This window comes from Bordetella sp. BOR01, assembly GCF_019218885.1.
GTDB lineage: Bacteria > Pseudomonadota > Gammaproteobacteria > Burkholderiales > Burkholderiaceae_B > Bordetella_A.
The window spans coordinates 643,719-658,187 of record NZ_JAHUWT010000001.1 but is presented as its reverse complement, the minus strand read 5'-3'; the positions used below and the strand labels follow the sequence as shown (position 1 = coordinate 658,187).

General features: G+C 66.0%; 13 protein-coding genes. 7 read left to right on the top strand and 6 right to left on the bottom strand.

What is annotated here, in order from left to right; genetic code table 11:
* The first annotated feature begins 67 nt into the window (after nucleotides 1-67).
* Entirely contained in the window at nucleotides 68-955 is an 888-nt protein-coding gene (locus KW845_RS03140) for a branched-chain amino acid ABC transporter permease (protein WP_218367708.1), read from the top strand.
* Nucleotides 952-1,932 (top strand): branched-chain amino acid ABC transporter permease, encoded by a 981-nt coding sequence (locus tag KW845_RS03135; RefSeq protein ID WP_218367707.1) that lies wholly within the window; start codon nucleotides 952-954, stop codon nucleotides 1,930-1,932. The genes KW845_RS03140 and KW845_RS03135 overlap by 4 nt, the downstream gene beginning before the upstream one ends.
* A 35-nt stretch (nucleotides 1,933-1,967) precedes the next feature.
* Here KW845_RS03135 and KW845_RS03130 read toward each other — a convergent pair whose 3' ends face one another.
* Entirely contained in the window at nucleotides 1,968-3,131 is a 1,164-nt protein-coding gene (locus tag KW845_RS03130; RefSeq protein ID WP_218367706.1) for an FUSC family protein, read from the bottom strand.
* Nucleotides 3,132-3,251: 120 nt separating this feature from the next.
* Here KW845_RS03130 and KW845_RS03125 point away from each other — a divergent pair, with 120 nt between their 5' ends.
* On the top strand, nucleotides 3,252-4,259 hold the full coding sequence (locus KW845_RS03125; protein WP_218367705.1) for an ABC transporter substrate-binding protein: 1,008 nt from the start codon (nucleotides 3,252-3,254) through the stop codon (nucleotides 4,257-4,259).
* A gap of 81 nt (nucleotides 4,260-4,340) precedes the next feature.
* Nucleotides 4,341-5,180 (top strand): branched-chain amino acid aminotransferase, encoded by an 840-nt coding sequence (locus tag KW845_RS03120; protein WP_218367704.1) that lies wholly within the window; start codon nucleotides 4,341-4,343, stop codon nucleotides 5,178-5,180.
* Nucleotides 5,181-5,187: 7 nt separating this feature from the next.
* Here KW845_RS03120 and KW845_RS03115 read toward each other — a convergent pair whose 3' ends face one another.
* Complete coding sequence (locus KW845_RS03115) at nucleotides 5,188-6,153, bottom strand: tripartite tricarboxylate transporter substrate binding protein (RefSeq protein ID WP_218367703.1); 966 nt, start codon at nucleotides 6,151-6,153, stop codon at nucleotides 5,188-5,190.
* Between the two features lie 177 nt (nucleotides 6,154-6,330).
* On the opposite strand from KW845_RS03115, the gene KW845_RS03110 reads away from it, so the two are divergent.
* From KW845_RS03110 to KW845_RS03100, 3 genes are read left to right on the top strand one after another with little or no spacing between them, the layout of a single operon-like run.
* On the top strand, nucleotides 6,331-7,794 hold the full coding sequence (locus KW845_RS03110; protein ID WP_255592343.1) for an aldehyde dehydrogenase: 1,464 nt from the start codon (nucleotides 6,331-6,333) through the stop codon (nucleotides 7,792-7,794).
* Nucleotides 7,795-7,826: 32 nt separating this feature from the next.
* Nucleotides 7,827-8,726, top strand: a complete 900-nt coding sequence (locus KW845_RS03105) for an NAD(P)-dependent oxidoreductase (RefSeq protein ID WP_218367702.1) — start codon at nucleotides 7,827-7,829, stop codon at nucleotides 8,724-8,726.
* A 15-nt stretch (nucleotides 8,727-8,741) separates the two neighbouring features.
* Nucleotides 8,742-9,461 carry an IclR family transcriptional regulator gene (locus KW845_RS03100; RefSeq protein WP_218367701.1) on the top strand — a complete coding sequence of 240 codons (720 nt, stop codon included), beginning with the start codon at nucleotides 8,742-8,744 and terminating at the stop codon, nucleotides 9,459-9,461.
* A gap of 39 nt (nucleotides 9,462-9,500) precedes the next feature.
* On the opposite strand, the gene KW845_RS03095 is transcribed toward KW845_RS03100, so the two are convergent.
* The 4 genes from KW845_RS03095 to KW845_RS03080 form a co-directional block, all read right to left on the bottom strand.
* Complete coding sequence (locus tag KW845_RS03095) at nucleotides 9,501-10,250, bottom strand: ABC transporter ATP-binding protein (protein WP_218367700.1); 750 nt, start codon at nucleotides 10,248-10,250, stop codon at nucleotides 9,501-9,503.
* The gene (locus KW845_RS03090) at nucleotides 10,247-12,082 is read right to left on the bottom strand and encodes an ATP-binding cassette domain-containing protein (protein ID WP_218367699.1); all 1,836 of its coding nucleotides are present in this window, start codon (nucleotides 12,080-12,082) and stop codon (nucleotides 10,247-10,249) included. The genes KW845_RS03095 and KW845_RS03090 overlap by 4 nt, the downstream gene beginning before the upstream one ends.
* 5 nt (nucleotides 12,083-12,087) lie before the next feature.
* Entirely contained in the window at nucleotides 12,088-13,125 is a 1,038-nt protein-coding gene (locus KW845_RS03085) for a branched-chain amino acid ABC transporter permease (protein ID WP_218367698.1), read from the bottom strand.
* A 136-nt stretch (nucleotides 13,126-13,261) separates the two neighbouring features.
* The gene (locus KW845_RS03080; RefSeq protein ID WP_218367697.1) at nucleotides 13,262-14,428 is read right to left on the bottom strand and encodes an ABC transporter substrate-binding protein; all 1,167 of its coding nucleotides are present in this window, start codon (nucleotides 14,426-14,428) and stop codon (nucleotides 13,262-13,264) included.
* Between the last annotated feature and the right edge of the window lie 41 nt (nucleotides 14,429-14,469).

Genomic DNA, 14,469 nt, shown 5'->3' with positions numbered 1-14,469 from the left:
AGCCCATCCGGCCGGGCCGCACCGCGAATCGGCACGCATCCATCAGAACGCGCAGGATTCTCCCGACATGATTGACCTCTTCGGCATCCCCATACAGGCCTTGCTCGGACAGCTACTGCTGGGCCTGGTCAACGGGTCGTTCTACGCCATGCTGTCATTGGGTTTGGCGGTCATTTTCGGGCTGCTGAACGTCATCAATTTCGCGCACGGGTCGCTCTACATGCTGGGCGCGTTCGTGGCCTGGATGGGGTTGTCGTACCTGGGCCTGAACTACTGGATCATGCTGATCCTGGCGCCCCTGGTGGTGGGCCTGTTCGGCATCGTGATCGAAAAACTGCTGCTCAAGCACCTGTACAAGCTCGACCACCTTTACGGACTGCTGCTCACCTTCGGCCTGACGCTGCTGATCGAAGGCCTGTTCCGCAGTTTCTACGGCGTATCCGGCCAACCTTACCCCACGCCCGACCTGTTGCGCGGCGCCACCAACCTGGGCTTCATGATCCTGCCCAACTACCGCGCCTGGGTCGTGGTGGCTTCGATCACGGTCTGCATGGCCACCTGGTTCATCATCGAGCGCACGCGCCTGGGCGCCCTGCTGCGCGCCGGCACCGAGAACCCCAAGCTGGTCGAGGCCTTCGGCGTGAACGTGCCGCGCATGGTAACCCTGACCTACGGCTTCGGCGTGGCCCTGGCGGGCTTTGCCGGCGTGCTGGCCGCGCCGGTGCTGCAGATCTCGCCCCTGATGGGTTCGAACCTGATCATCGTGGTGTTCGCCGTGGTGGTGATCGGCGGCATGGGTTCCATTCTGGGTTCCATTCTTACTGGCCTGGGGCTGGGCGTGATCGAGGGCCTGACCAAGGTCTTCTGGCCCGAGGCTTCCAGTACCGTGGTGTTCATCATCATGGCCATTGTCCTGTTGCTGCGCCCCGCAGGACTGTTCGGAAAAGAGAAATGAATCGCCAATTGCTCAGCTATGCGGCGGCAGCCATTGTCGTGGCCATCCTGCCGTTCGTGGGCGTGTACCCCATCTTCGCCATGAAGGTGATGTGCTATGCGCTGTTTGCCTGCGCCTTCAACCTGCTGCTGGGCTATACCGGCCTGCTGTCGTTCGGGCATGCGGCCTTCCTGGGCAGCGCGGCATACGCCGCCGGGCATGCGCTGAAAGTATGGGGCTTGCCCACCGAGCTGGGATTGCTGTTCGGCATGGCGGTGGCTGCCGCGCTGGGGCTGGTGATGGGCCTGCTGGCCATCCGCCGCAGCGGCATCTATTTCGCCATGATCACCCTGGCACTGGCGCAGATGGTGTTCTTCTTCTTCCTGCAGGCCGCCTTCACCGGTGGAGAAGACGGCCTGCAGCGCGTGCCGCGCGGCACCCTGTTCGGCTTCATCGACCTGAGCAAGGACCTGAACCTGTATTACCTGGTCATGGCGATTTTCGCGATCGGCTACTTCATCATCTGGCGCACCGTGCACTCGCCCTTCGGCCAGGTGCTCAAGGCCCTGCGCGAGAATGAACCGCGCACCTTGTCGCTGGGCTACGACGTCGACCGCTTCAAACTGCTGGCTTTCGTGCTGTCGGCCGCCATCGCCGGGCTGGCCGGCGCCACCAAGACGCTGGTGTTCGTGTCGGCCACGCTATCCGATGCCACCTGGCAGATGTCCGGCCTGGTGATCCTGATGACGCTGATCGGCGGCCTGGGCACGCTGGTGGGGCCCATCCTGGGCGCCTTCATCGTAGTACTGCTGGAGAACAAGGTAGGCGACTTCGGCCGGTTCCTGGCCAACCTGACCGGCAACAACTGGTTCCTGCGGCTGGGCGAGTCCGTCACCATCGTGATCGGGCTGATCTTCATCATCTGCGTACTGGCGTTCCGCCGCGGCATCGTGGGCGAATGGCAGGCGCTGCTGCAGCGCCGCCGCGGGCGCGCCTGAGCGCCCCCGCGGCGTCTTGCCGGGGCTGACCCGCCCTAGCGAAACGCCGCGAACTTGCGACGGCGGCGGGCCAGCAGGCGCCGGTCGTCCAGAGACGAAAACACCAACGCGAAAACAATGCCCAGCGCGGCGCCCACGATCGTGTCGAGCACGCGCTCGACGGGCATGCCGGTATAAATGATCGGCGAGGCCAGTTGTGTCATCAACAGCGCCATGGGCGTGACGGTAATCTGGCCGAGCGCGTAATTGAAGCCAATGATCACTTCGGTGATGAACTGGAACATGACGATGGCCGCCACCATGACCCAGAAAGACGGATGCTGGATCAGGATGGCCCAGACAATGCAGGCGCCCAGCACGGTGCCCGCCATGCGCTGCAGCGCGCGGTTCATGGTGATATGCAGTTGGCCCCCCTGCATGACGGCGGCGGCACCGATGGCTGCCCAGGCGGGGTAGTTCCCGCCGGCGGCATAGGCCATGAAAGCGGCCGCCGCACAACCAAGCGTGATGCGGCCCGCGGCTGTCGCCTGCATTGCCAGGGACGGCCGCAGAACAGCCGCCATGGCTGGCGCACTGCCGCCGCGCAAGCGGTCGGTCAGTGCGCACACCAGCCAGGCCAGCACCGCGCCCCAGCCGGCGGCCAGCGTGCGCAGCAAGACGGCCTGGCCCGATTCGGCCGGCGCCATCACGGCGCCGATGGCAAATACGAAGATCACGGCGCCCGGCCCACCCAGGTTCCAGTACGACACGGCCAGGGATGCCGCGCCGGCCAGCAGCGCCAGCAAGGCAATCATCATGGGAGGTGTCGCGCCGGCCAGCGATGCCAGCGAAGGCAGCAACACGCCCAATGTCAGCAGGCAGCCGCAGATCAGCACGATGCGCCGGCGCAGGCCCAGGGTGACATAGCGGCCGAACAAGGCCGCCAGTGCGCCCAGGGCGGCAAACCCTACCAACTGCGGCCAGGGCGACAGGCGCGTGCTGGCCAGGGCCAGCAGCACCGCCAAGGCAGCTTGCAGGCCGGCAACCACCGCGCTGCGCACTGACGGCGGCGGCATGATGGCCAGGCTTTCGCGAAACTGGCCGGCCGCCAGCAGATAGCGCGCCGACGCCAGGCGGGTGACCGTCCGCCTGGACGAGCGGCTAGCGTGCAAGCGCGGCCGGGGTTTGGCCGCTGGCGTAGGAGTAGGTTTGTGGGCCATGGAAGTGCCTGCGTCTGCTGCCAATCATAGCGGACCGGCCTGGCCGTGGCCTGCGCGGACAGCCCTTACAATGGCATAGGCCTAGCGTCATCCACCACGCAAGCAAGGAGACAACATCCCATGCGTACGCTGCGATTGCCCCATTTGTTCCTGGCCGCCCTGGCCGCAGCCGCTACCCTGTCGTGGGCGGCACCGGCCACGGCCGCCGCCCAATGCGAGATCGACCAGCCGGTACGCTTCAGCGGCCTGAACTGGGAATCCAATCTGGTACTGGCGGGCATCGAACGCTTCATCGTGGAACACGGCTACGGCTGCGCCACCTCGGTGGAAATCGGCGAGACCCTGGCCATGCTGGCCGCCCTGCAACGCCACGACGTCGACGTCACGCCCGAAGTCTGGCCAGGCCAGATCGAGGTCGCCTGGGACAAGGCGCTGAAGTCCGGCAAAGTACTGGCGGTGGGCCACGTGTTCGACGCGGGCGAAGGCTGGTACATCCCCCGCTACACGGCCGAACGCCACCCCGACCTGAAGAACGCCGCCGACCTGGCACGCTACGTAAAGGTGTTCGCCGACCCGGAAGACCCAGGCAAGGGCCGCATTTACGGCTGTCCCGCCGGCTGGGCCTGCGGCACCCTCAATGCCAACCTGCTCAAGGCCCTGAAGCTGGAAGACCGGTACACGATGTTCGCCCCTGGCTCGGGCGCCGCGCAGAAGGCCGCCATCGTGTCCGCCTACAAGCGCAAGCGCGACATCGTGTTTTATTACTGGACACCCACGGCGCTGGTCGGCTCGCTGGATCTGGTCAAGCTGCAATTGCCGGCGTTCGACCAGGCCGCCTACACCTGCATGACCGACCCGAAGTGCGAGAACCCGGTGGCCACCGAGTTCAAGCCCAACAAGGTGGTCACCGGCCTGAACGCCGAATTCGCCAGGCAGGCGCCGCAGTTGAAGGCTTTCTTCGAGAAGCTGAGCATGCCCGGCCCGGCCATCGACGACACCCTGGGCTGGCTTGAGAACCAGGGTGCCGAACCCGAAGACGCCGCGCAGTATTTCCTGCGCACGTATCCCGATGTCTGGCGCAAGTGGGTGCCCGCCGAGGTCGCCGACCGGGTCCAGGCCAAGCTGTAGCCGGCCCGGCGCACATCGGCGGGTGTATGCTCGCGCGGGCGATGCGCCCGCCGGCGTACAAGCGAATCAAGGAACGACGACATGGATGCAATCTACTGGCACGATGGTCGATGGACCACCGAAAACCCCAAGCTGCTGGGCCCGGCCGACCACGCCTTCTGGATGGCCAGCATGGTGTTCGACGGCGCCCGGGCCTTCGATGGCCTGACCCCCGACCTGGACTTGCACTGCCAGCGCGTGGTGCGCTCGGCCGAGAAAATGCTGATGAAGCCCCAGCTGGGCTGGCAGCAGATCCGCGACCTGTGCCTGCAGGCCGTGGCGCGCTTTCCGGCCGGCGAAGCGCTGTACATCAAGCCCATGTTCTTCTGTGCCGACGGCTTCCTGCTGCCCGATCCCGACAAGACACAGTTCGTGCTGCACGTATTCAAGGTGCCCATGCCGGGCGAGCAGGGCTTTTCGGCCTGCTTTTCCAGCTTTGCGCGCGCCTGGTCCAACATGGCGCCCACCGACGCCAAGGCCTCGTGCCTGTATCCCAATGGCCAGCGCGCCATCCACGAAGCCGTCGCCAAGGGTTTCGACAACGCCATCATGCTCGACGGCGATGGCCATGTGGCCGAATTCGCCACCGCCAACCTGTGGATCGCCAAGGACGGCGTCGTTGCCACGCCGGCCGACAACGGTACCTTCCTGAACGGCATCACCCGCCAACGCGTGCTGGCCCTGCTGCGCACCGACGGCGTCGAGGTGCAGGAACGGCCGCTGTCGCGCACCGACGTCGGGCAGGCCGACGAAGTATTTTCCACCGGCAACTATGGCAAGGTGGTGTACGTGAACCGGGTCGAAGACCGCAGCCTGCCCTATGGGCCCATGGCGCGGCGCGCGCACCGGTTGTATATGGAATACGCGCGCAGCGGCAAGTAGCGGGCGGCTAGGGTTGGGCGGCGCCAGCCGCCTTGACGGCCTTGCCCCACTTTTCCTGCTCGGCCGCAATGAACGCCGCGAACTCCTGCGGCGTGCTGTTGACAACGTCGCCGCCCAACGCCTCGATGCGAGCCCGCATCTCCGGGGTAGCGACGATCCGCGACACGTCCTGATAGATGTGCTGCGCCCGGTTGGGCGGCAACGAAGCCGGCGCCAGCAGGCCGAACCAGGTTGCCGCCTCGAAGCCAGGCATACCCGCCTCGCTGAACGTGGGTACCTTGGCAAGTGCCGGCACCCGTTTGTTATGCGCCACCGCCAGCGCGCGCAGCTTGCCCGACTCGATCAGCGGCAAGGCCGAGGTAATCGTGGCCAGCATCATCTGCACCTGCCCGCCCGCCAGATCGGTGAATGCCGGAGCGTCGCCGCGATAAGGCACATGCATAATCTGCGTGTTGGTGGCCAGCTTGAACAGCTCGCCGCTTAAGTGCTGCGCCGTGCCGTTGCCGGGCGAGGCGAAATTGACATCGCTGCCGTGTTGTTTCAAGTAGTCCAGAAATTCGGGCAGCGTCGCGGCCGGCACTTTCGGGTTCACCACCAGCACCAACGGCACCTTCGTTACCAAGGTGATAGGCGCGAAATCCTTCACGGCGTCGTATGCCAAGTCGCGATACAGATGGCCACTGATCGTATGAGCCGAGGTGGTCATGAACAGCGTGTAGCCATCGCCCGGTGCACGCGCCACCGCGGCTGCGGCGATCGTTGTGCCTGCACCGGCACGGTTTTCCACCACCACCGGTTGCTTCCAGGCCTCGGCCAATTGCTGTGACACGGCGCGCGCCACCACGTCGGTGGCACCGCCGGCCGGGTACGGCACCACCATCGTCACAGGTTTGGCGGGGTACGTCTCGGCATGGGCCGCGGTGACGAGCAAGGCGGCGGCACAGAAACCGGCGCGCATCCATTGGGTAAGCATCTTTGCGAATCTCCTCTTGTCATCTCAGATGTGTTTGTATATTTTTTATGTTCTGTTTAACAGAACGATTATTCTATTTTATAATTATTGGCTGGCACGATGTCAACCCGCATGCATGCCGCTGTGCGGTCCCCGCACGGTCGCGCGCAACCCCGCCACCACAAGGAAGTCACCAGCATGTCCGCCACCCACGACCCTTCCCGCACGCTCAAGCCGATGCTTATCGGCGGCACATGGATCGACGCGCCCGAGCAAGCTTTTGAATCGACCAACCCAGCGACCGGCCAGTCCAATTTCCTGATCAGTGCAGCATCCGATACCCAGGTGGACGAGGCGGTGGCCGGCGCCTGGCAAGCCGTGCGCCAGCCCGCCTGGCGCGACATGCTGCCGCACAGGCGCGCCGCCCTGCTGCGCGCCATCGCCGACGGCATGGACCGCCACGCCGACACGCTGGCGCGGCTGCAGATGATCGAGAACGGCAAGGTATGGGGCGAATGCCAGGCCCAGGTCGCCAGCGCCTCGGCCACGTTCCGCTACTACGCGGGCGTGTGCGAGACCTTGAATGCCGAAGTCACGCCTTCGCGCGGCAACTATCTGTCGATGACCCAGTACGAACCGTACGGCGTGGTGGCCGCCATCACGCCCTGGAATTCCCCCATGACAATGGAGGCCCAGAAGGTCGCGCCGGCGCTGGCGGCGGGCAATGCCGTTATTCTGAAGCCGTCCGAAGTCACTTCGCTGCCGGCGCTCGAGCTGGGCCGCATTGCGCTCGAGGCCGGGCTGCCGCCCGGTATCCTGAACGTGGTCACTGGCCTGGGCACCACCGTGGGCAAGCGCCTGGTGGAACATCCCGGCGTGCGCATGGTGTCTTTCACCGGGGGCACCGCCAGCGGCCGCGCCATTGCGCGCATCGCGGCCGACAAGCTGATGCCCGTGGCGCTGGAATTGGGCGGCAAGTCGCCGCATGTCGTGTTCAGCGATGCCGACCAGCAGGCCGCCATCGAAGGCGTCATCGGCGGCATCTTCGAAGGCAGCGGCCAGTCTTGCGTGGCCGGATCGCGGCTTTACGTACAGCGCAACATTGCCCAGCCGTTCATCGAGCGCCTGGTCGCGCGCGCGGCGCAGTTGAAAGTCGACCTGCCCGATGCAGCCGGCGCGCAGATGGGCCCCATTGCCTCGTTCGGGCACCGCGACAAGATCGAAGGCATGGTGGGCACCGCCCTGGCCGAGGGCGGTGAAGTACTGCTGGGCGGGCGGCGCCCCGACACAGACGCCCTGCAGGCGGGCGCCTTCTACCTGCCCACCATCCTGGGCGCATTAAAGCCCGACGCCCACGTGGTACGCGAAGAAATCTTCGGGCCCGTGCTGTGCGTGCTGCCATTCGACGATGAAGACGACCTGGTCGCGCAGGCCAACGACAGCGCCTACGGCCTGGCCGCCGGCGTCTGGACCGCCGACTACCGGCGCGCCTGGCGCGTGGCGCGGCAGCTCGAGGCCGGCAGCGTCTGGATCAACACCTACAAGCAGTTGTCCATCGCCACGCCGTTCGGCGGCTTCAAGCAAAGCGGGATCGGGCGCGAAAAAGGCCTGTCGGGCCTGCGCTTGTACCAGCAATCCAAGGGCATCTATTGGGGCATGTGAGCCCCATCGCATTATCGACGGAGACCATACCAATGACTGACTTCAAGAGTGCCGGCTTCATCGGCATGGGCGTGATGGGTGAACCCATCTGCCGCAACCTGGCCCGGAAATGCGGGCTGCCGGTACTGGGCTACGACAGCAACCCGGCCCCGTTGCAGCGCCTGGCGGCCCATGGCGTGACAACCGCCGCCTCGATCGCCGAGGTAGCCCAGGGCAGTGACATCGTGTTCCTGTCGCTGCCTTCCGGCGAAATCGTCGCCCAGGTGGCGCGCGGGCCGCAAGGCTTGCTGGCCCACGCGCGGCCGGGCCAGCTGATCGTGGACACCAGCACTTCGCCGGTCGACACCACGCGCGCCCTGGCCGCCGAATTCGCGGCCAAGGGCGCCACGTTCATCGATGCCCCCGTGGCGCGTACGCGCGCCGCAGCCGAGGCCGGCACGCTGTCGGTAATGGTGGGCGGCGAGGCCGCCGTCTATGCGCGGGTACAGCCGCTGATCGCCACCTTTGCCTCGGAGATCACGCATTGCGGCCCGGTGGGCAGCGGCCAGGTGGTGAAGATCCTGAACAACATGGTGCTGTTCGAGACCGTGACGGCGCTGTCCGAGGCGCGCGCCATCGCGCGGCGCTCGGGGGTAGACCCGCAAGTGCTGCTCGAAACCTTCACGCGCGGATCGGCCGACAGCTTCGCGTTGCGCAACCATGGCTTAAAGGCTATTCTCCCCGGGGAATTTCCCGAGAAAGCCTTCCCGGTCGAGTACGCCCGCAAAGACCTGCGCTACGCGCTGGCGCTGGCCGAACAAACCGGCGTAGACGCGCCGGGCGCGCGCAACGTCGATCACTGGTTCGCCGCCGCCATCGAGCAAGGCCAGGGCAATCGCTATTTTCCGGTCATCAGCCGGATCATCGACGCGGACGCTGCCGACTCCGATTAAGCCTTTGCATCATCCATGAGCCGCACTTCCCAACCCGAGCCCTCTTCCGACGGCGTAGCCGCCGTCGAACGCGCCCTGGCCATTGTCGATGCCATCGCACAGCGCACCGACGCCATCAGCCTGGCCGACCTGTCGCGGGCTACGGGGTTCTACAAAAGCACGTTGCTGCGGCTCATTGCCTCGCTCGAAAAATCGGCCCTGGTCGTACGGCGCGCCGACGGCCGGTACGCGCTGGGCCCGTATGCGCATCGCCTGGGGCGCGCCTACGAGGCCACCTACCGCCTGACCGAAGCGGTGCAGCCGCTGCTGCAGCAACTGGTCGACCAAGGAACCGAAAGCGCGTCATTCCACGCCTACCACGATGCCCAGTCGCGCATGTGCCTGCTGCGTGTCGACTCGCACCATTCGACGCTCGACCGCATCCGCGTGGGCGACCTGCTGCCCCTGGACCGGGGAGCTGCCGGGCGGCTGCTGACAGCCTATCTGGTCCAGGGCAAGCCGCCCTCGCCGGCCGGCCTGACGCTGATCTCGATGGGCGAGCGCGATCCGAACTGCGCGGCGGTGGCCAGCCCCGTGTTCGGCCCGGGCGGGGAAATGTGTGGCGCCATCTCGCTGTCCGGCCCCAAAGAGCGCTTCACGGCGGCCGCCATCAAGAAAATGTCGCGCCTGGCCACTGAAGCAGCCGCGTCGGCCACACAAGCCTTGGGCGGCCGCTGGCCGTCGGGTAAGGCCTAGCCGCGAGGTGGATGCGCGCAGCGCTTCGGGGGCGGGTTTTCACTCAGTCCCCTTGCCCAGGCCCAGATAGCTTTCGATCACCCGCGGGTTGCCAGCCAATTCGCGGGCCGGGCCGTGCAGGATGACTTCACCGGTTTCCAGCACGTAGCCGTAGTCGGCCACCTGCAGGGCGGCGCGGGCATTCTGCTCAACCAGAAGAATCGCCACGCCGGTCTCGCGCAGCCGCGCGATGATATGGAAAATCTCGCGCACGATGCGCGGCGCCAGGCCCAGGCTGGGTTCATCCAGCATCAGCAAACGCGGCTTGGCCATCAAGGCACGACCCACCGCCAGCATCTGGCGTTCGCCGCCCGATAGCGTGCCCGCTTGCTGGCGGCGCCGCTCGCGCAGGCGCGGAAACAGCTCGAACACTTCGTCCAGGGTACCGCGCCAGCCGCTCTCGCGCGCCCGATAACGGCGGAAGCCGCCCAGCAACAGGTTATCTTCCACTGACATGCTGCCGAACAGCTCGCGCCGCTCGGGCACCAGCGACATGCCTGCCGACACCCGCCGCTCGACGGTCCAGCCCGACACATCGGTGCCCGCGTAATGCACCGCGCCGGACGAATGCCCGGTGGTGGGCAGCGCGCCCATCATGGCATTGAGCAGGGTCGACTTGCCCGCGCCGTTGGCGCCGATCACCGTCACGATGCTGCCCGGGGCGACTGTCAGCGTCGCTTCGCTCAGCGCCCCCACCTTGCCATAGCGGGCGCTCAGCCCGCGCACATCCAGAATCGGGTCCTGGCTCATTGGATGCTCCCGGTTGCGGATGCAGCCGCGCCGGCCTCGGGCAGGTCATCGTCGATGCCGCCCAGGTAGGCTTCGAGCACGGCGGGGTTCTGCTGCACTTCAGCCGGAACCCCTTCGGCCAGCTTGGTGCCAAAATCCATGACCACCAGGTGATTGGTCAGGCGCATGACGAAATCCATATCGTGTTCCACCAGCAGAATGCTCATGCCTTCTGCGCGCAGTTGCCCCAGCACCTTGGCCAGTTCCTGCTTTTCTTTGTAGCGCAGGCCCGCGGCGGGCTCGTCCAGCAACAGCAGCACCGGATCGCTGGCCAGCGCGCGCGCGATTTCCAGAATACGCTGCTGGCCCAGCGCCAGATTGCCGGCCTGCTCGTACAGGTAGTCGCCCAGGCCGACCCGCTTGAGCTGGGTGGCGGCTTCGTGCAGCAGCCGGGCTTCTTGTGCCCGCTCGCTGTGCAGCGCGCCGGCCATCACCCCGACATCGGCGCGCATGTGCGCCCCCAAGGCCACGTTTTCCAGCACGGACATGCCGGGCAGCAATTGCACGTGCTGGAACGTGCGGCCCACGCCGCGCCGCGCGATATCGCGCGCCGACTGGCCGTCGATGCGCTCGCCCAGAAAGCGCACCTGGCCCCGCGTGGCCGGCAGCACGCCGCTGATCAAATTGAACGTGGTGCTCTTGCCGGCGCCGTTGGGGCCGATCAGGCCGACGATCTCGCCGGCCCGCACCTTGAACGAAATATCGTTCACCGCCACCAGGCCGCCGAATTCCTTGCGGATGGCATCCACTTCAAGCACCAGCGCGCCACCCTGCGGCCGCTCGCGCTGCGGCAAGGCCGCTGCGGCCGGTGGCGGCGCCAGGTTGCGGCGCGAGCCGGCGCCGCCGGTCAGGCGCGCCCAGCCGGCCGACAAGATGGGCCACAAGCCGTTGGCTGCGTACTGCAGCATCAGGATGAGCAGCACGCCGAACACGATCAGCTCGAAGTTGGCATCGGTGTCCAGCAGCGCCGGCAGCAGGTTCTGCAACTGGTCTTTCAGGCCCAGGATCACGGCCGAACCCACCAGCGCGCCCCAGACATGGCCGGCGCCGCCCACCACCGCCATGAACAAGTACTCGATGCCATAGTTCAAGCCGAACGGGCTGGGGCTGACGGCGCGCTGCATATGCGCATAAATCCATCCTGATAGGCAAGCCAGCAATGCCGCCCAGACGAAGATCACGACCTTGTAGGCAGCCGTGTTCACGCCCATCGACTCGGCCATGCCCGCACCGCTCTTGAGGGCGCGGATAGCCCGCCCGGGGCGCGAACTCAGCAAGTTGCTGGTGGCCCATAGCGACAGCAGCAGGAAGACCCAGATCAGGTAATAGATATGCCGGCCGCTGGCCAGCGAAAAGCCGAACAGGCTGATGGGCTCGAGCCCCGCAATACCGTCGTGCTTGCCCAGCCAGTCCAGATTGCCGAACAGGAAATACAGCGACAGGCCCCAGGCAATCGTGCCCAGCGGCAAGTAGTGGCCGGACAGGCGCAGCGTGATCATGCCCAGCAGGTATGCCACCACGGCAGTCAGCAGCAAACCCACCGGCAAGGCCAGCCAGGGCGAGGCGCCGTATTGGCTGGTCATGACCGCGGTGGTGTAGGCACCCAGGCCCACGAAGGCCGCCTGGCCGAACGAGGTCAGGCCGCCCACGCCGGTCAGCAGCACCAGCCCCAGCGCCACCATGGCCGCCAGGCCGATGTAATTGAGCTGGGTGATCCAGAATTCCGGCGTGGCCGGCACCATCGGCAAGACAGCCAGCGCGGCGAGGAATGCAATAAGCAGAATGCGGTTCATGGCGCTTACTCCTCCTCGTCCGTGTGATGGCTGCTGAATGACCGCCATACCAGGACCGGGATGATCAGCGTGAACACGATGACTTCCTTGTAGGCGCTCGCCCAGAACGACGAGAACGCCTCTAGTACGCCCACCAGCACGGCGCCGGCGGCGGCCACGGGATAGCTGCCCAACCCACCGATGATGGCGCCCACGAAGCCCTTCAGGCCAATCAAGAAGCCGGTGTCGTAGTAGACCGTGGTGATGGGCGCGATCAGCATGCCCGACATGGCGCCGATCGCCACCGCCAGGGTGAAGGTCAGGCTGCCCGACATGCTGGTGCTGATACCCACCAGGCGCGCGCCGCGCCGGTTGACCGCGGTGGCCCGCAGCGCACGCCCATACAGGGTTTTATCGAAGAACAGCCACAAGGCCACGATCAACAAGGCGCAGGTACCCACCACGAACAGGCTCTGCGCCGACCACGTGGCGGACCCGATGTTGATCTGCCCGCTGACGAAAGCCGGGGTGCGCCAGCCTTCGGCACCGAAGAACACCAGGGCCAGGCCGGTCAGGGCGAAGTGCACGGCCACCGAGACGATCAGCAATACCAGCACCGATGCTTCGGCCAGCGGCTGGTACACGATGCGATACACCATGGGGCCCATCGGGATGATCAGCGCCAGCGTCAGCAGCATGTTCAGCCACAGCGAATTGCCCTCGCCGGCGTAAGCCGTGGTCAGCCACAACAACACCAGCGGCAGGGCCACGCAAGTCAGCAACACCTTGGGCAGCGACGCCCAGGCGCCCGTGCGCACGGCCCGCAGCACTTCCATCACCAGCACGATGGCGCCCAGCAGCGGCAGCAGATAGGCCGTGCCCGGTACCCGACCGTTGACCAGCATGGCCAGCGTCAAGGCGCCGAACGCCACGAACTCGCCTTGCGGAATGAAGATGACGCGCGTAACGGTGAACACCAGCACCAGTGCCATGCCCAGCAACGCATAGATGGCGCCGTTGACGATGCCGTCCTGCAGCAGGATGAGCGCTATCGTGAAATCCATCGAACCACTACCTTAGGGGTGTCTTGGCCTTGCCCGGCCCCGCTGCCGGGCAACGCTGCGGATGCGACACACCGGCCTGGCGGCCGGTGCGTGGAGATGCCGGCGGGACTGAGCTGCCGCGCCGGCGGCATGAAGATTACAGGTCGGGCTGGTACACCCACTTGCCATTCTCGACTTTTACCATGACGCGCGAGCGCTCATCGAAACCGGCGTGGTCGGCGGGGCTCATGTTGAACACCCCTTGCGAGGCGGCGAGGTCTTTGATGCCTTCCAGCGCATCGCGCATGGCGGCGCGGAATTCCGGCGTGCCGGGCTTGGCGCCCGTCTTGAGCGCGATGGGCACGGCCGTCACGATCAGTTGGCCGGCATCCCACATATGGCCGCCGAACGTGTTGGTCGAACCATCGCCGTGCTTGGCTTCATAGGCCTTGGTGTAGGCCAGCGCCGATTGCTTCACCGGATTGCTGTCGGGCAGTTGGTCGGCCACCAGCAACGGGCCGGCCGGCAGCAGCATGCCTTCGCAATCCTTGCCGCAGACACGCAGCACGTCGTTGTTGGCCGCGCCATGGGTCTGGTAGATGGTGCCCTGGTAGTTGCGGGCACGCAGCTCTTTCTGGGGCAGCGCGGACGGCGTACCCGCGCCGGCGATCAGGACCGCATCGGGCTTGGCGCTGATCAGCTTGAGCACCTGGCCGGTCACGCTGGTATCGGTACGGCCGTATTTCTCGACCGCGGTGATCTCGATGCCCTTGCCCTTGACCGCATCGCGCATCACGTCCAGCCAGCTATCGCCATAGGCATCGGCAAAGCCAATGAAGCCCAGCGTCTTGACCTTGGCTTTGGCCATGGCGTCGGCCAGCGCGCTGGCCATCAAGGCATCGTTCTGCGGCGTCTTGAACACCCAGCGGCGCTTGTCGTCGACCGGCTCGACGATCTTGGCGCTGGCGGCCACGCTGATCATCGGCACCTTGGCTTCGGCCGCCACGTCCACCATGGCCAGCGAACCCGGCGTGATCGAGGTGCCGACCAGCACATCGACCTTGTCGTCGGACACCAGCTTGCGCGAATTCTTCACGGCTTGCGTGGTGTCGGTGGCGTCGTCCAGCACAATCCATTCGATCTTCTGGCCGGCTACCTCGGTGGGCAGCAGCGCAACCGTATTGCGCTCGGGAATGCCCAGCGAGGCTGCGGGGCCGGTGCTGGCAAGGGTGACACCCACCTTGATCTGCGCACTGGCGAGCAGCGGCAGGCTCAAGGCAACGGCCGCGACGGCCGCAGACAAGCCGAAATGCTTGCGCGTCATGTTGTTGTCTCCTGTGTGGGCTCTTGTTTTGGCCCCAGCGG

Bases quoted from the DNA above. Each gene is read 5' to 3' on its own strand.
- KW845_RS03085 (WP_218367698.1), bottom strand. From the start codon at position 13,125: ATGGATTTCACGATAGCGCTCATCCTGCTGCAGGACGGCATCGTCAAC.
- KW845_RS03125 (WP_218367705.1), top strand. From the start codon at position 3,252: ATGCGTACGCTGCGATTGCCCCATTTGTTCCTGGCCGCCCTGGCCGCA.
- KW845_RS03080 (WP_218367697.1), bottom strand. From the start codon at position 14,428: ATGACGCGCAAGCATTTCGGCTTGTCTGCGGCCGTCGCGGCCGTTGCC.
- KW845_RS03090 (WP_218367699.1), bottom strand. From the start codon at position 12,082: ATGAACCGCATTCTGCTTATTGCATTCCTCGCCGCGCTGGCTGTCTTG.
- KW845_RS03105 (WP_218367702.1), top strand. From the start codon at position 7,827: ATGACTGACTTCAAGAGTGCCGGCTTCATCGGCATGGGCGTGATGGGT.
- KW845_RS03110 (WP_255592343.1), top strand. From the start codon at position 6,331: ATGTCCGCCACCCACGACCCTTCCCGCACGCTCAAGCCGATGCTTATC.
- KW845_RS03095 (WP_218367700.1), bottom strand. From the start codon at position 10,250: ATGAGCCAGGACCCGATTCTGGATGTGCGCGGGCTGAGCGCCCGCTAT.
- KW845_RS03130 (WP_218367706.1), bottom strand. From the start codon at position 3,131: ATGGCCCACAAACCTACTCCTACGCCAGCGGCCAAACCCCGGCCGCGC.
- KW845_RS03135 (WP_218367707.1), top strand. From the start codon at position 952: ATGAATCGCCAATTGCTCAGCTATGCGGCGGCAGCCATTGTCGTGGCC.
- KW845_RS03120 (WP_218367704.1), top strand. From the start codon at position 4,341: ATGGATGCAATCTACTGGCACGATGGTCGATGGACCACCGAAAACCCC.
- KW845_RS03140 (WP_218367708.1), top strand. From the start codon at position 68: ATGATTGACCTCTTCGGCATCCCCATACAGGCCTTGCTCGGACAGCTA.
- KW845_RS03100 (WP_218367701.1), top strand. From the start codon at position 8,742: ATGAGCCGCACTTCCCAACCCGAGCCCTCTTCCGACGGCGTAGCCGCC.
- KW845_RS03115 (WP_218367703.1), bottom strand. From the start codon at position 6,153: ATGCTTACCCAATGGATGCGCGCCGGTTTCTGTGCCGCCGCCTTGCTC.